Genomic DNA, 17,909 nt, shown 5'->3' with positions numbered 1-17,909 from the left:
ATTTGCCAAGATATATTTTATAAATTTAATGTTACTTCAATAACGCAATAATATTGTGGCAGGCAGTTTTTGATGTATAATTTTCTAGCACTCTTTGAGGGCCTTTACCTGAATAAACAGATAAATCAGTACAAATATCTACAATGGCGGTTTTAACTTGCTCAGCACAAGGTTTAGAGCAACATATCCCCACATCTGGCGTAACTACGTCGGATATTGGCCCCCAGCCATAAGCTATAACAGGTAAATCAAAAGCCATAGCTTCAATAAAAACCATACCAAAAGAGTCATATGTTGACGGTAAACAAAATAAGTCTGCTTCAGATAATAACGCCTTCTTTTTCTCCCCGTCAATCCAGCCAAGAAACTCGACTCTATCTGATACACCGCTGCTCTGAGCCAATTGAACTAGCGACTCTTTAAGCGGTCCTTCACCAGCAATTTTAAGCTTATAATTATTAGGCAACTCGCTGATAGCCTTAATAACAAGCTCAACACCTTTCCCCTCAACCAACCTAGCCATAGATAATACAGTAAACGACTCTTGAACTTTTACGAGTGATTTATTACTTTTAAAATATTTTTTAGCTATATCGCAATACTCATCACTATTTGGGTTTGGAGATACAACAGCTTTTTTTGATATGCCATTTTCACATATTAATGATTTCCACCAAGGTGTTAGCATAATTAAGTGAGTATAAGGACTAATTGATAACTTAGTTAAACATTGAGAAACTTTACTTTTAGTTAAGTAATCATTAAATGCAGGAGAATGAATATGCCCTAATGTTTTACAACCGAAAAGTCGCGGAATAATAGCTAAACTAAATTTACGTATTGCTGATAGCCATGGTCCGCAATGAAACCAAAAAACAGCATCACCATTTCTATGTTTTATCGATAATAATAATATTTTCCAAAAAGCTGAAAACCAAGCAACAATAATCCCTTTACTATTATGAGATTCAACCAGCTGATATTCTATATTTTCCTCTTTAAATCCGTTTAAGTATCCATTTAAAGCTGATGATATACCACCTTTACCACCATCTACTTTAGTTGCTACAACAATCAGTTTTTTCACGAATACTTTCCATAAATTTTTTAATGGTTAGCATTTGCCTTTTAAAATTATCTTTTATAAACAAATACTAAACCTTGATTTATTTTTCTAAAATTTGCCTACGAATTTTGGCAAAAAACTTTAAATTGGATGATAAAAAATAACGACTTTTTTGCAACATTAAACCCGCTTTCAACTGCGTATATAACACATTAAGCTTTAATGGTTGCTGCTGTGCTATCATACGCCTAAATTCTTGGTTCGTTTTATTCTTATCAGTCATATCTTTTTGGTGTTTTGCCATAAATTGACTATGTCCTCTAAGCCAATTATCAGACTGAGTTAATCTCGTAATACCTTTATCTCTATGTATTACATATAAAGCACCTTCAACCCGCTTTGCGGGGCCAAACTCTTTAATTAATCGAGTCCAAGTATCATAATCCTGACAGGCAACAAACTCACTATCAAAACCACCTATGGCTAATAAGCGATCTCGTTCAACTAAAACCTGATTGGTGGCATAGTTATAACTTAATTGCTCTTTTAAGTTAATAACCTTAGCAGTTGCATCAACACGACGGCACTTACTGCCATAATTCCACAAAAACCCCGTACATACAAAAGCATAACTACTATCATATTGCTTAATTAAACTTGCTATTCTTTCAGGTAAAAACTCATCATCGTCATCTAAACCAGTAACAAACTTACCTTTAGCATGACTAATTGCTAAGTTTCTAGCAACACATGCACCTAAAGGTTTTTCGTGTTTGAAAATTTTAATATTTTCATTAGCTATAGAGCTGAGGTAGTCCCAAGTATCATCACTAGAGCCATCATCAACAATAATTAGCTCTATATTTGAGTAAGTTTGCTTTTGTACTGATTTAATCGCTCTTTCAAGAAAATTTCTACGGTTATGAGTTGGAATATAAACAGAAACTAAATCAGACATGAGTCTTTACCATTTTATTTTTAGCCATATAGCGGCTGTATTCCAGATAAACCATGCCATTTAACAGCCCCCACAGAGGCGCCAACATACCTGATGTTAATGTATGACCAGCTATAAAAGACAAACCAAATAGTAAAATATTAGCTATTAATGCAAAAGGAGCCCAAAAGCTAATTTTTTTAAGGGCAGCGCGATAACTAATATAAATAAATGAACAAAATAACCCCACCAAATAGAGCAAGCCAGGTATTCCAAACCAAAAATACATATCTATAGGTTCAATTTCGACAGTTAATCGCTCAATCACTGCAAGACCACTTAAGCCGATACCAAATAAAGATTCAATAATGCCTGCATGTTCATAAAAGGATTCAAGAGTAGCGACTGCAAATTCATTTCTACCAGAGAATATAATGCCAAATACACCTTTTTTCTCATAAAACCAAACTAAACGATCCCACAGACCTGTAGCTTGTAAAATAGGAACTGCAAAATATACTATTGCTATCAATCCAACTAATGCAGGTGTAAAAATAGATATTTTTAACCAAGTAAGATTGAACATTTTATAACGTTCATTTACTAAAGGAATTAATACCACTAATAATAAACCCGCAATCATAGCTGCTTTTGTTGCGATTAAAACACCACTTATAACTGCTATTGGAGCCATTATTAAAAAGTAAATTTTACGAGGTGAATTCCATGCAGCACTTAAAATAAAACTGAACAATAATACAAATAAGCCACTTACTTCATTACCTGCATAAAAAAAGCCTTTTATACCGATCGATACTTCACCGTCTTTACTTCCATAACTAGAAAAACCAAAACCAAGAATACCTGCAATGATATTAAAAAGTAAAACACAAAAACTAAAATAGAATACTTTTAAGCCATACCTATATGCATTATCAGGCCAACGTTTTATAACTTCAATACAAAACAAAAAAATCATTAAAGGGGTTAATATTTTTATTACATATGAAAAATCGAACAAAAAACCCATAACATCATAGGTATTTATGAGATTAAAGAGTGGGCCTATTAATAAAGTAAGCATTAAAGAGAATAGAATAATGATATTTTTTCTTGAATAACAGGCAAGTGCAAAAATTAGCAATATGAGTAAACCAAACTTAAACATTGCAGAAAGCTTTAAATCAAGTCCAAGCCCAGATACAAAAAAACCCGTAAGTGTATCTATTGCAAGAGAGCAACCGAGTAATAAAAAAGTAAATTGAAAAATTGAATAGTTCATATTAATGTCACTAATTAATTAAATATAAACTATTTTCTTGCCGCTCTAACAAAAACAAATATCACACCTATAATGCCACCTAAAAAGGCAACCACAATACCGATTAATAAGCGTTTAGGTTTAGATTTTAATTCTGGTACTATTGCAGGATCTATTACCTTCATAGCGTATTCTTCTTTTAGTTCCGTCAGCATTTTAGACTTAACTTGTTCTTCCATTAAGGTAGAAAAAACTGTTTTCAGCTCTGAAATTCGAGTTTGAGCAATCAAATTCTCTAAATATTTAATGCTTTCTGTCGCTTCTTTTTGATCTATCTTTTTCAAGCTAGTATTGAGTTTTTTAACTAAAGCATTTGCCCATTTTGCAGATAATTCTGGAGAATAAAACTCTACTGACAACTTGTAGAATTTATTACCAGGATCTTGCTCTACATTTAAAAACTTTAGGAATTGCTTATGCGCTTCCTGCAAGCTTGGCTTTGCAGCATAAGGTCCTTTAATTGGGCGGATCCATGTTTGTGTACTTTCATCATACATTTTTTCATTTATGATCAACTTACCGGTATTACGATCCCAATTTGTAGCAGCCATTACTGGCACAAGTAAATCATTTTCTTCAATAAACTCACTTAAAAAACGATATGATTTCACAAGTGCAATTGCCATTTTAGCTTGCGACTTAGAGCTATCAGGTAAAGAAATACCCGCTAAAGAAGCCATTCCAGACAAACCACCTAAGCCACCTAAAGAACCTTGAGAAGATTCAGCAGGCATCATTAAAACGGTAGATTTATAATGATCAGGTTGATAAATAGCCCAAGTGATAGCAGCTATACCAAAAACCATTGAAAAACCTAATAATACATACCACTTTTTCAACAATAGAGAAAATAAAGAATAAAGAGAAATCTCTTCTGTTTTAGATTGTGCATTACTTGTCGTTACATTCATGTAAATTAGATCCGATAAAAACAGTTAAATTATATAGCCACTAAGCGCTTTTAATTACAGCAACAATTTATAATTGCCGAGTAAGTTCTAAATAAAGATATTTTAATAAATTAGTTTGACGAAACAACCTACTAGGCTGGCTCATTAAACGGTAAAACCACTCTAAATTGAGCTTAATAAAAAACTCAGGAGCACGCTTTACATTTTTGGTATATACATCATATGTACCACCTACACCCATAAAAAACGTATCAGGGCATACTTTACGGCACTTTTCTATAAAGATTTCCTGCCTTGGAGAGCCTAATGCAACCGAAACAACTAAAGGTTTAGCTTTAACTATTTGATCAATCACTTCTTGCTCTTTTGCTTGATCAAAATAACCATCTTGAAAGCCACACACATTAACTGAGTATTCTGCTTCAAGTTTTAGCTTAGTTTGCTTAATGACATCAGCAGATGCTCCAACTAAAAAAACAGGCGTTTTTAGCTTACCTGACTTTTTCATTAGCGCTTCCCACAATTCACAACCCGGAATGCGAGAAACTTTTGATTTTGATTTTCGGGTTAATGTTTTAACTACTCCTATACCGTCGGCATAACGTATCGAGGCGCACATTAACGTATCGTATATATCAGAGCTTTGCATTGAACGAATTATTTTTTCTGGGTTTATTGCAATTGCACTACCCGGAATTACTTTACCATCATCTGGTAATATACTTTGTAAGCAATTGTCTATACTTGAAAATATATTAAGCGGAAGTCCGCCAACTAGATTTTTATCTTTACTCGGGTACATTAAATTCCAAATACTCTCATATCCCGAAAAAGGATTGTTTTTATAAGGTGAATATTGATTATTGACAGCAGCAGATAAAGCACTTTCTATCAATGTTAAATCATAACAAACACTTGCAAGGTTCTCATCATCTACATATTTAGCTAAATCAAATTGATGGCTATCTATACGTACATTATTTGGCACCACAACTAATTTTTTTTGTTTTTCTAACAGCTTAAATACTGAGCCGGCACCGGCATGTGTAATTACAACATCAGCTTGATCTATGTAGTCATTTACATGATCTGTAAATTTAAAATATGTATGATTCTTTGGCGTATACTGCCCTTCAGCCAATTGAATTGTTACATCAAAGTCATCCGGAGAGATTATTTCATCTATTGCCTGAATCAAATTGTTAAAGTAAGTATTACCAACTGTCACAAAAATCTTCATAGTCGCCCCATATACTTACTTTTGGGATAGAATTTTTTAATCGATTTATGCTGTATAAAAAATAAACTCGCAATTTTATGCATTAAACGACCAGCAATTGATGGGGTAAAAAAACGAGACCAAGACTCAAAAAACACAACTTTCTTACCCGTTAATCGGCATAATATGCCAGGAATAACAGCTAAACCAGGCCCTGTAGAAATCATACCTACAACTTTATATTTCATAAAAATTCTAAATACTTGGCAAGTAGCCAATAAAAGGTAAGCCATAAAAATAAATACATTCACATACCAGTGATATTTATTTCTCGCTTCCATTAAAAAGAAATACTCTTTAACCTGAGAAAAACTTAGATTAGAATTAGTTAACGCAATATATTCTTTCGGTGTATCGGTAGTAGGTTGATTTTTTAAAAATCGTTCCATCTGAGCTGTGTGCCCACCTTTTCCATAAACCAACAAAACCACTTCTGGCCGACTTTTAAACATTTTTTACCTGTAAACAAATAAGACTTTAGAATAAATTAAATCTCTTTAACTATTTCGATTAATTCAGTAGTAGAAATTGAAGGGGTTCTTGGTAAATAAATTACTTCACAAATATCTTTAAATTCATCAAACTTCCCTTTCCAGTCATCGCCCATAACCAATATCTCGGCTTTATAATCAATGATATACTGTCTTTTAAGCTCAAGAGAATCTTCATAAAAGACTTCACTAACACACTTTAAAGCATCAATAATTTCAGAACGACTGTTTTGAGGGCAAATTGGATATCTTTGCTTTTTTGAGTAATTTAATGCGTCGGTAGAAATGCCAACAATTAAAGTATCACCTAAAGCAGCTGCTCTTTTCAAAATATTTAAATGACCAACATGAAAAAGATCAAAAGTACCAAATGTGATTACTCGACTCATTTAATTACCAAATTAAAATTAATAAATTTTTGCGCATTTTACATCAAATATATAATAGGTGCTAGTTAAGTCACCAGAATGACAAGATGGTTTTGATAATACCTAAAAATGCAGTTATGTAGCATTAATAACTTCTGTTACTTTTTTCCACATTTGTTCCGATAAAGCCTTAAACTCCGTAATTTTTGGCTCTAATGTATTTTTTATTAATGCTTGTTCATTTATAGAATAGCGAACGAAATCTTCGAGGCTTTTATTTGATAGTTCAGGAGTCAGTAGCATAGTGCTTACACCATATTCTGAAAACAACTTTTCATATTTATGGCTCCAACTTGTGCCTAAACACGGCACTCCCTGAGATAATGCACTCACACAACCATGGTACCGAGAACAAACAACGGCTTTACTCTGACCTATTACTGCTTTTACATCTAAGGACGAGTCAGGTGATAATACTTCTAATTTAGAATTTAATAATGAGTTAATCTCATTGCAAACATTTAAATCAGATTTACCTTCATGGTTCAATAAAAAAACATTTTCACCAAGATCTTGATATGCATTTATTGTTTTAACAAGAATAGATAAATAATTTTGTCGCCATAATGTATTTTTATTTTTAGTGCTGAGCATTTTACTATTCGGCACTATGGCAATTTTATCTTTAAAAGGTTCAAACTCTTGTTTCAGTTCAGCTTTAACTAAATTTGTAAAATCAGGAGCTAAAATAACATTGGTATTTTTAGAGCAATCATTAACATTAGCTAATGATTCAACTTCTCGAGCAAACACTATTGAAGATGCTTCAAATGCTTTTTTTGCTGCGGCTCTGTTTGCTGAAGAACTGAAAGGCCCTAAAGCTTGTGGCATAAAAATATAATGCTTATTTTTTCTTTTTAGTCTACGGGCTTCAATGGCTGTTTGCTTTAAAATTAGCGTATTCCATTGATCGCCATATGCAAAGCCTGAAGCGTCTAACACGATATCAATATCGGCTTCTGTAACTATGCCCCACTTACTTTTTAGCTTTTTTCTTAGTGATAGAGGCAAAAAATAAAATATGCTATTTAAATCCAAAACATTCTTTTTTAAACCTAACTTTTGAAAAGCCCCGACATCAGTGCGCTTTAAATAGGGAGAAAGTGGATTTGGAGCTAAGCAAAATTCAGCATCAGGCCAAATAGCCTTCGCTTTTTGTAAAATAGCATGCAGCATTAATTCAGCACCTTTATTTACAAACTGCACGCCCTTTATTTCAATTAGCATTAATGTACTTCCTTGATCAGTAAACTCGGGCTTTTCTTTTGAGAAAATGGGATAAGTCCATCAGGATCGCCATAACCCACAGCCATTAGCATAATAGTTCTTTGGTGATATTCTAAATTGAGCTTTTTTGAAATTTTATTTTCAAACTTATCAATATCAGGCCAATTAATCGGACAAGTAGATAAACCTAAAGTTTCAAAAGCCAACATTAACTGCATAGCAACTAAACCACCATCAATATAAATAACATGGCGATCTTGCTCTTTAGGATACGCAGATAAATCACCAATGATAGCAATTAAAGCAGGTATATTTTCAGAAAAACCAGCGGTTCCCATAGCTACTTTTGCAATTTCACTAGCTTTATCTAAATTAGTAATAACGTGAAACTTAAAAGGTTGCCTATTACAAGCGCTTGGTGCTAGAGTCGCTAACTCAACCGCTTTTTCAATCAGTGTAATATCCACTTGTTTGTCTTGATACCATCTTACAGAGCGACGTTGTTTAAATAACTTATGTAATTGTTCCGTTGAAATGTTTGACTGAACTCGGTCTTCATGTCGATAAGGCAAGGATTCATCCGATGAACTTTTTTGCTTGTGTACCAAAGATTTAAATTTTTCATTTGCTTTATCAATAACACTTGAGCCATTTGTAACTGAAAAAAACTTGGTTAGTACATCATAAGCCCACTTTAATTCATCTTTACATAGTGAAGCTGAGATTAAACATTTTTCATAACATTCAACGGTTTCATCTATATAGGCTTCAGCAAAAACATCTCGCCTAGGCTGCATTATTAGGCCTTTTTCTATTCTATGAGTATTTCGCCTTAATAGAACACTCGTTTGGTTAATAACGTCTAAAGATTTAGCATATTCTAAACGACCCTTTAAAACAGCTTGGTGCTCTCGATGAAATTTTGAATTAAAAAGCACAAAATAAACAGAGCTAAAAAAACCTTTGCTCGCAAACACAGGTAATAATTTATTATCTAAACGACTTATCAGTTTTTTTAAAATATCGATAAAGTTTGAGGGGAGTAATTTCTTTAAAAAAAGCTTCATAAATAAATTTGGGGTTAAACTCAAAGAATAATAGCTAGACTTTACTACCCTAAAGTATGTTTTCCTAGCTATGTTTGTTGATATTGCTATTAACGTAAGTGATTAAATATAAAAACTTAAGTATTAGCTTCTTTGAGCTAGGCTGGCTACCTTTTTACTTTTACGGCCAACACCAAATAAACGTCTAATTTTAACACTTACTTTCCAAATACGACTCATCATGCGGTAATAAACTAAAAACATAACAATAAAGCTATAAAACATAATATATTCAGGTACATTCATCATTTCACCGATAACACCAACAGCAGCAAATACAGACGCTAAGCTACAAATAGTGACTAAGGTCATAGATGAGTTTAACCCTAAGCGCTGTAAAATATGGTGTAAATGTTTACGGTCTGGTTGAAATGGCGATTGACCTTTTTTAATACGTCTAAAAATTGTATAAACAGCATCCATAATTGGAATAGCCGCAATCCATAGTGCCGTAACAGGGCTAATGGCTGGCGAACTTGACTGTGAGCCTTCAATTAATAACCAAACAACTGTAAAGCCTATTACAGTGCTGCCTGCATCACCCATAAACACTTTGAATCGTTGTCCTAAAGGCAAACCTAAATTAAGTAAAATATATGGTAGTGTTGCTACAATAATAGCTAAACAAAATGACATTAGGTCTAACTGGCCATTCATAAAAAATAATAAACCAAGGGAGCCAAAAGTAACTATCGACAAACCACCTAACAAACCATCAATACCATCAACCATATTAAAAGCATTAATAGCGCCTACAACCGTAATAACTGTGACAAAGTAGCCAAAAAATGACAAATCAAGTGTAAATGGTGCAACCAACATACCTAAATTTTGCAGCACTAAGCCGCCCACAAACATCATTAAGCCAGATATAACAACTTGTAATAATAGGCGAAATTTAAAGCTGATATCGAGTAAGTCATCAAAAACGCCAACAACTAACAAAGTAATAGCACAAGACAAGTATAAATAAGGAGTTGTAATGGTATCTGGAAAAGCAAATAAAAATGAAAAAACAACAACGAATATCGCTAAGCCACCCACTAAAGGTACTGAACCTGCATGATGTTTTCGGGCGTTTGGGCTATCAACTAAATTAATTGCTTTTGCTAATTTTCTAAATAAAAATAAACTTAAAAAAGAGCAAAAAAAGATACCAATATTATTTAAAATCACGCTTAGATTAACCTATATAGATCACTCTTAAATAATAGAAAATCAAAGAGCGAAGCATTTAAACAAAAACACAGATAAATTAGACCAAAAATAATACAAGCCTAATAAAAATTCAAGAGGCGAATTTTATCTGTTTGTATCCATAACTTCAACTCTTATAGCACAATCACATAAATATTATGTGATTTTAGTAAATTTACCTTTTTAAAAACTATTTATAGATATACATCAAACTTTGCTAATTGAAGCTGTGCATTGTTTAAAATATACTTATCTTCTTTATGATTAAGCACCTAAAAATATGACTGCTGTTAAATGAGATTATCTAAAAATATAAAAAATAGTCTGTTATTAATCACTGAAAAAATAGTATTAATCGGCTTAAGCTTTTTAAACAGTGTTTTAATTGCCCGTATTGCAGGTCCTGACTTTTTTGGTAGCTACTCATATATTTTAAGTTTTGGCGCTTTATTTTTACCTTTAACCGTAATGGGATTAAATAACTTAACCAGTAAATACTTTATAAAACACCCAAAAAATAGTCATTATTATTTTTTAGCAGCACTTAAAGTAAGGTTTTCAGGTGCTATTTTTAGTTTACTATTAGGCAGTTGTTTAGCTTATTGGTTTTTTAATGAAGTAGCACACATACAAGCCATAATTTTACTTCTATGTTTTCAAGTTTTTAATATCTTTAATCTTGTTGAATACTACTATTTAGCAAAACAAAAAGTGTCGAACACGCTATATATTAGACTCAGTATTTTATTAATAACGAAACTGGTTATATTGTTTTCAATAATTAATAATGCAAGCCTAATAACCTTAATTGCGCTTAATGGGGCTGAATTCATTCTGCTTGGAAGTTGTTATTTATTTATTTATTATAAAAACAAACAGCATCAACACATAAAAAAACAACCTAAGTTCACAGCTTCACTGTCTCTATTTAATAAATCAAAATGGTTATTTTTTTCAGGTATTGCAGCTGTAATATATTTAAAAATAGACCAGTTGATGATCGCTCATATTCTCAATACCAAAGAAGTCGCCTTTTATGCCGCAGCAGCCAAGCTTTCTGAATTTTGGTATGTATTTCCTGTACTAATTGCTAATGCATTTAATGCTCAATTAACTAGCACAAAACTTAATAACGCTCGTAAATATAAGCAGCTACTTTTGAAAATTTTAAGCTTTATGGTCAGCGCTGCTTGCCTTATCAGTATTACTACTTTCTTATTTTCAGATCAAATCATCAATGTATTATTTGGTGAGCAATACAGTAAAAGCGCTAAAATTCTTCAAATTCATATATTTGCTTCTATTTTTATTTTTCAGCGCGCTATTTTAAGCAAATGGTTAATTATTGAAGGTCATTATAAATTTAGCTTATACACTACTGGCTGCGGAGCTGTATTAAATGTACTACTCAATCTATGGCTAATACCTAACTATGGTGGTGTTGGCGCTGCTTGGGCTACATTAATGTCATACATGATGGCCAGCATGTTTAGCTTAGCTTTATTCAAACATACACGACCCTTCTTTTTATTGATGGTAAAAGCCATGTTAAAATGGCCTAGCATATTGCTTAATTCATATACCATAGCTAATAGAAAACATATCAACTAACTCAGCATACAAAAAACTTTAAAGGAAAATAATGAAACATAAGATTAAAGAATGGATTGGAATTGGTTCAGCATTAACCGTAGTTAGCTTAGCTTTAGTTGGTATTTACTCACTTATTCCTTTGATATCGATTTACGGCGCAGTGCTAATTTTAGTTTTACTTTTTATTTCATTCAAATATGTCTGAGTTGATACTATGAATACAGGTTATGAGTTATTAAATCAACATTCAGTTGCCAATATAGAACCTTTATATCAGCCTAATACTATAAAAAAATGGAATGAACTATTTGACGAGGTTTTTAGCAAACAAACAACCAAAAGACGATATGTATTCGCTGATGATTTATATAAACTAAACCTACTCGATGAAATTTTCACTTCTAAATTACAGTCATTATTATATCAACTGATACCCGATGCAGAGCTGTATCATTGTCATGCATACGAAATAGCGGCTAATCAAAGCAAACCTCATATCATAGGTGATAACAACCTAAGTGGCTGGCATAGAGATATTGATTGCAAACATGATTTTGGAAAATCAAACTTACAACATATCAGCCTATTCGTTTATTTAACCGATGTAAGTGAAGGCAACGGTTATTTTGAAATATCAAACAAAAGATTTAGCCTTTTACCAAGCTTTGGTAATACTGCTAACTGCTATAAATTATTTGGTAATAAGGGACAATGTTTTTTATTTGATAGAAAAGCGTTTCATCGTGCAAGTCCAAACACCAGTAAAAGCGCACGTCGCGTATTAAAAATTTCTATACAGAGCAAGTCACTCTTTAACCATAAACTCAATACTGATGCGTTTATTGCAGTCAAAAAGCAACTAAATAATAACCAAGCTTTTTTGCGCCAATTATTTGGTGATAAAAACATTAATACCCAAGTAGTTGATAGCTACGCTAAACAACATTTATCATCAGATAAGTTTAGTGGTGAATTACCAAATGAAAGCTACCAAGAAAACTTTTCATTAATGCAAAACTATCGTCGTTATATTCGAGACTTACGCTATGCAAGTAAAAGGTTAATGATAAAATATTTACAGCTAAATGATGCAAAAACACCAATAAGTAAAATCAAGAATAATTAGAGCTTTATAATTTATGACAAAAAAAATATTACTTATCGGCTCCGGCATGTTTATTGAGCAAACCATATTGCCAGCCTTAGTATGCCTTAAACAACAATTTAAAATAGTTGGTATATTAAATAATAGTGGCAAAGTAAGTACCACTATTGAGCAACTTCAAGCAAATTTAACTGTTACTAACGATATTAAACATTTTAGCGCTAATGAGATTGATATTGTTTTTATGTGCATTCCTGTGCAAAGCGTGCCTAGTACGCTAAGCAAGCTACTTAAAAACAACTTTAAAAATGTGACCTTGTTTGTTACTACACCTGTTGTACCGTTAAACAAATTAAACTTAACCCGCGAACTCAAACAATTCAAAAAAGCTTATGCTTTTGAGTTTGTGCCCTTTTTATCTAAATATCGCCTGGCAAGAACATTAATAACAGAAGGCAAAGTGGGTAAATTTAAAAAGTTATGGCTAAACCATAATGGCTATTTATATCACGGTTTAGCAACCATACGCTCGTTTATGAATTGGCAGTACCCTGTTAGCGTTAAAGCCTTAAAGTTTGGGCCATATAGTGAATACCAGTTTAAATTTGCTAACAGTGCTTTTGCTGCTATTAAAGAACCTAAAGATTATCATAATGGTTCATTTTTAATTGCTGGCACAAAAGGTTTGATCTGTGATCATCCTCTGAATGCTAAAAACACTTACCTTATTGACCATGCACTAGATAAAAGTGGAAAAATAACTGGGTTTACTGTAAATAATACCCAGCAACCTATTACAGAGGCTGAGCAAATTGTATTTTCCGAATTACCTCTTGAATTGTTATCCGATAAAACTGAAATAAGGCAACTCAATATAATTGCAGCCGCAGAGGTATTTAATGCTGCATTTAATAATGATTTAAGTAAGCTCTATAGTTATCAAGATACGATTTTAGATCATGCTATTATCAGAATAGCTAAAAAATGCAGACACTATTTAGACCCTTTTGCCTATTTTGGCACTTCAATTCTAAAAGCGATAATTCGAAAGTAATTACAATTTCATAATTAAAGCAGAAGCGCATATAGTAATGTGTATTACAACTTACTATATTGCTCTTTTGCTTTTGCATAGTTTTCAATTTCATACTTAGCTAATGTATTTAATTGTAGTTTAGTTGCTTTATCATCAAAAAAGTTACGCAATGTTTCTTCTACTTTTGCTTTTTCTTCACCCACTATTTTATTAGTAACATTTTTTCTTGGAATGACGATATCTTTATTAGTCACTTGTTTTATTTGTTCTACAAATTGAGGTAATTCATCTAAAAAACCAACTGTAGTAAAGTGTTTTAGATTATTAGCTACTGTACTTTGCACTTGTTTTGCGTGCTCTACATCTTTAGGAAACTGCCCAGTAAGACACATAGTCGGCGTATTAATCATATGCCAGCCTCTACGACTATTTAAAATATCTCTCGCCTCTGCAATTAGGTTATCTGTATTAAATTTATTAGGCAGCATTATAGGTAGCTCATTAGTGAGTTTGGTATAGATATAGTGTGATATGAAACGTGCTACCGGCTCTCGCAATACCGTTACAAAATTGTTTTTATTTGCATATTTAGCTAAAAGTTCAGATGTCACCGCAGTATGCCCGCTAATATATGACCAATTTAGCTCAAGGTGATAATTCACTAACATTTGAATGGTGTGTGAGTGTAAGTCACCAAAGCGAGCACTGTTCTCAGGGGATTCACAATCTTGGGTGAAGTTTTGCAAACTAGTATTAATAGCAGCATTGCGATTTATTCTAGGTTGACCAGGAGATGCAAAAACACTACGTAATGCTGTATCTATCGAAATACCACCACATTTAGCAATATGCACAAATACAATGCCTTTATCTGTATATGCTGTTGGAGATATACGGTTTAGCTTTAGCTCAAACCCCGCTTTACGAATAATATTTTTTACAGCTTGCTTTAAAAACAAATTGGGTACCTTGATTGATTAATCTAAACGATTAAAGTGGATGCAACTTAACGTAAACAAGTAAAATATCTATATTCACTCATTTAGTGCTGCTTTTCACCTCTAGCTCAAGCATGGCTAAGCGTTGGGCTAGTCTATCTAGTTTAACTTGTGTTTTGGCTCTTTCAATATCAGCTAATAACACTTTCACCATCAAAACCAAACAGGCAATAGTAACAGGTAATATTGGAGGGTAAGAAATACCTAATACACCAGCGGCCAAATCAGAGAGTTGAGGATATACACCTAATATAAGAGTACCAATAGCAATTGCAAACCATCGAAATGCTGCTCCCATTAAAATAGAATCTCTTCTAATTAATGTGAACACGATAATGAAGAAAATAATCGCTATTGAAGCGGTGAAAACTTGATAATGCTGCAACTTAACTCTACTTAATATTTAATTAGTAATTTCTTGTCTATTTGTCTTAAATTTACTAATGCATAACATAGTTGTGTAAGCCATATAATAAAGTACGGCACCCCATGAATAAAAAATACGAGATATACCATGCTCTCGCTCTTTCATTGCAACTTCAACTTCAGATTTTTCTAGTTTAAATCTACGTAACATAAGTAGAACCCCAACATCTTGATACTCTAACAAAGTTGCTTCCTTAGAACTCAATACTGAAATTGCAGCTTTATTATAAAGTCTCAGTCCTGATGTTAAATCTTGAACTCCCACTCCAGAAATCGCTCTAAATAATTTCCAGGCTATATGCCTAGCCAGAGTGCCTCTTTTAGGGCAAGATCCAATAATAATATCTGCATCAGTGTTAATACTAACTGTTATTAAATTAGCAAGTGAATCAGCTAAGTGCTGGCCATCGGCATCAAAAGTAATAGCGTACTCAAAATTATTTTCGTTAGCATAGCGTAAACCAGCTTGAGTCGCTTTCCAAGCTCCCATATTGTAAGGTAAACTCATTACCTTAGCGCCTGCTTTCGTTGCTAATTTTGCAGTATCATCTTCACTAGCGTCATCTACCACCAACAAATTAGTGAAGCCATTTGTTTTTAAGTCATTAATAACAGATAAAATTGTATTTGCTTCATTATGTGCAGGAATAATTAAAAGTACTGAATCCATTTATTATTTTTATTCCTTGAGGGTTAGAATTCTGTAAAGTAAAAGCCATTCTACACAAATGAAACTTTTTAAGCTAGAAAATGAAATATATTAACTTTATATTATTTAAATAAAGAAAATAAAAAGTATGACAGTTTTTTTAATTGTTTAAAATCAAACCTTATAAAGGATTGGAAAATTAAAAAAATAAGATGTAATTTAATAATCACTTTTTTATTCGCGACTTTTTTTGTTAGTAACCAAGAATCCAATACATCACTTTCCACCTGAGTATAAATAGATACTTCTTCTTCAAAGCGAATTAATGATTGGGTTAACTTTGATGTTTGATTATTTGAATGACGCCGATATAAATACAACTTTTCACTTGTGCCAGTCAACACCCCACCTGTTTTTATAGTATTAATATAAAAATCTAAATCAGTTACCATTTTCCATTTTTTATTAAAGGGTTGCTGAGTTAATTTAGATTTTCGATAACACATTGTAGGACAAAAAATAAATACTCCTTTCAATAAATGAGCTAAGCCTTTATCTCCACTTAAATGAATAAACTTACCTTTAGGCTGTATAAATCGTTTAATATAATCAGCTATAGTGAGAGTCAATTGCTCTTGTTCATCAATGGTATTTACATTACAAAAATAAGCTGATGAGTTTGGGTTCTCTTTTGATAATTTAACCATTTCTTCTATATAATTTGGAGAAAGCATATCATCATCGTGTAATAAGGTCACAAGCTCAGTAGCAGCTAAATTGAAAGCATAGTTCCAGTTTCCAGACATAGATTTATCTTGAGAATTAATAACATATTCAATTTTTTTATTGTTTAAGCCTAAAGCCCAAGATTTTATTTTTTTTGATGGTTCTGTTGAACCATCTACTAACTTTAATATCCAGTCACTTGAAGACTGCGCTAGCACACTTTGCACTGCACGATCTAAATATTCAAAATTGGAATTGTAAATAGGTATACATATCGAAATCATTTAAAACTTTCATCAATATATAACAGTTGCGTTATTCTCATATCTATAACCATTTTACTAGAAAAAACACAAAATAAAGATAAACCCTCTCATATTTTGACCTATTTTTAAAAATATCATGAGCATACATAACTCTTTTACAAGAGCTTATGTTTTTTAAATTAGCAAAATCATTGATAAATATTTCATAACATTCGTTTGCATAAGGCAGTGTCTTTGCGCCTGATTTGCTTAAAATTTCTGCTTGCTGAATAGCTGACGACAACAAAAAAGGGAATTTAAATAAAGATTTATATATGTACTTTTTGAAGAAACTTCTTTGTTCTTTAAGTCGAGTAGCACCAATTGAGTTTATTCCATGCTGACGATAATAAACCAAAGGCTTAGCTATAAACTTTTCAGCCCCAAAAGATTGAGCACAGAGACCAAACCACCAATCATGGACTGGTGCACATGATGGGATTGGTGTTGCAAGATCTAACAGTGCCTTGTTAAACATGGTTGCACAACCAGTCACTACATTTTGATATAAAAACTCCGGAAAGTTATGCTTATCAGGGTTAGGTAATCCTTGATAATTGATAAATGAAGGAGCAATTTCATCAAGCCGCTCATCAACAACAACAAGATCTGAATGCACTAAAATTGGTAAATTCACCCCATGTTGTTTTTCAAGCTTATGTATTTCATGAATCATTAAACTCAATTTATTACTGTGCCAGACATCATCTTGATCACTAAAACAAAAATATTCTGACTGGCTATTTAATGCTATTTCAGATAAAGCTGAAAAATTAAAGCTGTGTCCTTTTTGCTTAGAAGTATTTTCAATTAAAGTGATATCAAGATCACATTTTTTTTTATAGCCATTTATTAAGTCAATAGTGTTATCGGTAGAGCCATCATCCCTAATAGTCACTTTAATATTTGTATAAGATTGAGAAAAAATTGAGTCTAATTGTTCAATTATAAACTCAGCGCCATTATAACTTGCTAATAATATATGAATTTGTGGAGGGTTATATTCTGACATACCAAACAACTTTATTTTCAATTAACAATGCACTTCCATAAAAACCAAATTATTAAATAATATGCTCATAAAGCAATAAAAAATAAATTTATGGTA

Annotated in this window: 19 protein-coding genes; 4 read left to right on the top strand and 15 right to left on the bottom strand. The window is 32.3% G+C overall.

Features of this window, described 5'->3' with window-relative positions:
* Window positions 1-31: 31 nt before the first annotated feature.
* From PSA_RS04465 to wecA, 10 genes are all read right to left on the bottom strand, one after another.
* Entirely contained in the window at window positions 32-1,087 is a 1,056-nt protein-coding gene (locus PSA_RS04465; protein WP_042150739.1) for a glycosyltransferase family 4 protein, read from the bottom strand.
* 79 nt (window positions 1,088-1,166) lie between these two features.
* Window positions 1,167-2,024, bottom strand: coding sequence for a glycosyltransferase (locus PSA_RS04460; protein WP_042150737.1), 858 nt, complete (start codon window positions 2,022-2,024; stop codon window positions 1,167-1,169).
* Window positions 2,017-3,285, bottom strand: coding sequence for an O-antigen ligase family protein (locus PSA_RS04455; protein WP_042150736.1), 1,269 nt, complete (start codon window positions 3,283-3,285; stop codon window positions 2,017-2,019). Before PSA_RS04455 ends, PSA_RS04460 begins: the two co-directional genes overlap by 8 nt.
* A gap of 29 nt (window positions 3,286-3,314) precedes the next feature.
* Window positions 3,315-4,235 carry a Wzz/FepE/Etk N-terminal domain-containing protein gene (locus PSA_RS04450; RefSeq protein ID WP_042150734.1) on the bottom strand — a complete coding sequence of 307 codons (921 nt, stop codon included), beginning with the start codon at window positions 4,233-4,235 and terminating at the stop codon, window positions 3,315-3,317.
* Between the two features lie 67 nt (window positions 4,236-4,302).
* Window positions 4,303-5,475 carry a PssE/Cps14G family polysaccharide biosynthesis glycosyltransferase gene (gene pssE / locus PSA_RS24325; protein ID WP_082305622.1) on the bottom strand — a complete coding sequence of 391 codons (1,173 nt, stop codon included), beginning with the start codon at window positions 5,473-5,475 and terminating at the stop codon, window positions 4,303-4,305.
* Window positions 5,472-5,966: a PssD/Cps14F family polysaccharide biosynthesis glycosyltransferase gene (pssD, locus tag PSA_RS04440; RefSeq protein ID WP_052380196.1), complete on the bottom strand. Its 495-nt coding sequence runs from the start codon at window positions 5,964-5,966 to the stop codon at window positions 5,472-5,474. The genes pssE and pssD overlap by 4 nt, the downstream gene beginning before the upstream one ends.
* A gap of 35 nt (window positions 5,967-6,001) precedes the next feature.
* Window positions 6,002-6,394: an adenylyltransferase/cytidyltransferase family protein gene (locus PSA_RS04435; RefSeq protein ID WP_042150732.1), complete on the bottom strand. Its 393-nt coding sequence runs from the start codon at window positions 6,392-6,394 to the stop codon at window positions 6,002-6,004.
* A 114-nt stretch (window positions 6,395-6,508) separates the two neighbouring features.
* Window positions 6,509-7,660, bottom strand: coding sequence for a polysaccharide pyruvyl transferase family protein (locus PSA_RS04430; protein ID WP_042150730.1), 1,152 nt, complete (start codon window positions 7,658-7,660; stop codon window positions 6,509-6,511).
* Window positions 7,660-8,727: a nitroreductase family protein gene (locus tag PSA_RS04425; RefSeq protein WP_042150773.1), complete on the bottom strand. Its 1,068-nt coding sequence runs from the start codon at window positions 8,725-8,727 to the stop codon at window positions 7,660-7,662. Before PSA_RS04425 ends, PSA_RS04430 begins: the two co-directional genes overlap by 1 nt.
* Before the next feature lie 123 nt (window positions 8,728-8,850).
* Window positions 8,851-9,942, bottom strand: coding sequence for a UDP-N-acetylglucosamine--undecaprenyl-phosphate N-acetylglucosaminephosphotransferase (gene wecA / locus PSA_RS04420; protein ID WP_059364745.1), 1,092 nt, complete (start codon window positions 9,940-9,942; stop codon window positions 8,851-8,853).
* 315 nt (window positions 9,943-10,257) lie between these two features.
* Between wecA and PSA_RS04415 the strand changes: the two genes are divergently transcribed.
* From PSA_RS04415 to PSA_RS04405, 4 genes are read left to right on the top strand one after another with little or no spacing between them, the layout of a single operon-like run.
* Window positions 10,258-11,574: a flippase gene (locus PSA_RS04415; RefSeq protein ID WP_042150714.1), complete on the top strand. Its 1,317-nt coding sequence runs from the start codon at window positions 10,258-10,260 to the stop codon at window positions 11,572-11,574.
* A 31-nt stretch (window positions 11,575-11,605) separates the two neighbouring features.
* The gene (locus PSA_RS25075; RefSeq protein ID WP_157575737.1) at window positions 11,606-11,761 is read left to right on the top strand and encodes a hypothetical protein; all 156 of its coding nucleotides are present in this window, start codon (window positions 11,606-11,608) and stop codon (window positions 11,759-11,761) included.
* A gap of 9 nt (window positions 11,762-11,770) precedes the next feature.
* Window positions 11,771-12,682: a hypothetical protein gene (locus PSA_RS04410; protein WP_042150712.1), complete on the top strand. Its 912-nt coding sequence runs from the start codon at window positions 11,771-11,773 to the stop codon at window positions 12,680-12,682.
* Window positions 12,683-12,695: 13 nt separating this feature from the next.
* Entirely contained in the window at window positions 12,696-13,715 is a 1,020-nt protein-coding gene (locus PSA_RS04405; protein ID WP_042150710.1) for a Gfo/Idh/MocA family oxidoreductase, read from the top strand.
* Between the two features lie 44 nt (window positions 13,716-13,759).
* On the opposite strand, the gene PSA_RS04400 is transcribed toward PSA_RS04405, so the two are convergent.
* From PSA_RS04400 to PSA_RS04380, 5 genes are all read right to left on the bottom strand, one after another.
* Entirely contained in the window at window positions 13,760-14,656 is an 897-nt protein-coding gene (locus tag PSA_RS04400) for a sulfotransferase family 2 domain-containing protein (protein ID WP_042150708.1), read from the bottom strand.
* A 79-nt stretch (window positions 14,657-14,735) separates the two neighbouring features.
* A complete protein-coding gene (locus tag PSA_RS04395) occupies window positions 14,736-15,080 on the bottom strand; it encodes a DUF2304 domain-containing protein (RefSeq protein WP_042150706.1) in 345 nt (114 codons plus the stop codon).
* Between the two features lie 18 nt (window positions 15,081-15,098).
* Entirely contained in the window at window positions 15,099-15,791 is a 693-nt protein-coding gene (locus tag PSA_RS04390; RefSeq protein WP_042150705.1) for a glycosyltransferase family 2 protein, read from the bottom strand.
* Window positions 15,792-15,892: 101 nt separating this feature from the next.
* Complete coding sequence (locus tag PSA_RS04385; RefSeq protein WP_042150703.1) at window positions 15,893-16,780, bottom strand: glycosyltransferase; 888 nt, start codon at window positions 16,778-16,780, stop codon at window positions 15,893-15,895.
* Window positions 16,781-16,823: 43 nt separating this feature from the next.
* Window positions 16,824-17,813 (bottom strand): glycosyltransferase family 2 protein, encoded by a 990-nt coding sequence (locus PSA_RS04380; protein ID WP_052380195.1) that lies wholly within the window; start codon window positions 17,811-17,813, stop codon window positions 16,824-16,826.
* Window positions 17,814-17,909: the final 96 nt, after the last annotated feature.

The sequence above is a fragment of the Pseudoalteromonas sp. '520P1 No. 423' genome (assembly GCF_001269985.1).
GTDB lineage: Bacteria > Pseudomonadota > Gammaproteobacteria > Enterobacterales > Alteromonadaceae > Pseudoalteromonas.
The sequence above is the reverse complement of the archived record's forward strand: the minus strand, read 5'-3'. Positions and strand labels throughout refer to the sequence as shown.

What these genes read in the sequence shown, in the direction of transcription:
- PSA_RS04460 (WP_042150737.1), bottom strand. Translation starts at nt 2,024, where the DNA reads ATGTCTGATTTAGTTTCTGTTTATATTCCAACTCATAACCGTAGAAAT.
- PSA_RS04455 (WP_042150736.1), bottom strand. Translation starts at nt 3,285, where the DNA reads ATGAACTATTCAATTTTTCAATTTACTTTTTTATTACTCGGTTGCTCT.
- PSA_RS04450 (WP_042150734.1), bottom strand. Translation starts at nt 4,235, where the DNA reads ATGAATGTAACGACAAGTAATGCACAATCTAAAACAGAAGAGATTTCT.
- pssE (WP_082305622.1), bottom strand. Translation starts at nt 5,475, where the DNA reads ATGAAGATTTTTGTGACAGTTGGTAATACTTACTTTAACAATTTGATT.
- pssD (WP_052380196.1), bottom strand. Translation starts at nt 5,966, where the DNA reads ATGTTTAAAAGTCGGCCAGAAGTGGTTTTGTTGGTTTATGGAAAAGGT.
- PSA_RS04435 (WP_042150732.1), bottom strand. Translation starts at nt 6,394, where the DNA reads ATGAGTCGAGTAATCACATTTGGTACTTTTGATCTTTTTCATGTTGGT.
- PSA_RS04430 (WP_042150730.1), bottom strand. Translation starts at nt 7,660, where the DNA reads ATGCTAATTGAAATAAAGGGCGTGCAGTTTGTAAATAAAGGTGCTGAA.
- PSA_RS04425 (WP_042150773.1), bottom strand. Translation starts at nt 8,727, where the DNA reads ATGAAGCTTTTTTTAAAGAAATTACTCCCCTCAAACTTTATCGATATT.
- PSA_RS04415 (WP_042150714.1), top strand. Translation starts at nt 10,258, where the DNA reads ATGAGATTATCTAAAAATATAAAAAATAGTCTGTTATTAATCACTGAA.
- PSA_RS25075 (WP_157575737.1), top strand. Translation starts at nt 11,606, where the DNA reads ATGAAACATAAGATTAAAGAATGGATTGGAATTGGTTCAGCATTAACC.
- PSA_RS04410 (WP_042150712.1), top strand. Translation starts at nt 11,771, where the DNA reads ATGAATACAGGTTATGAGTTATTAAATCAACATTCAGTTGCCAATATA.
- PSA_RS04405 (WP_042150710.1), top strand. Translation starts at nt 12,696, where the DNA reads ATGACAAAAAAAATATTACTTATCGGCTCCGGCATGTTTATTGAGCAA.
- PSA_RS04390 (WP_042150705.1), bottom strand. Translation starts at nt 15,791, where the DNA reads ATGGATTCAGTACTTTTAATTATTCCTGCACATAATGAAGCAAATACA.
- PSA_RS04385 (WP_042150703.1), bottom strand. Translation starts at nt 16,780, where the DNA reads ATGATTTCGATATGTATACCTATTTACAATTCCAATTTTGAATATTTA.
- PSA_RS04380 (WP_052380195.1), bottom strand. Translation starts at nt 17,813, where the DNA reads ATGTCAGAATATAACCCTCCACAAATTCATATATTATTAGCAAGTTAT.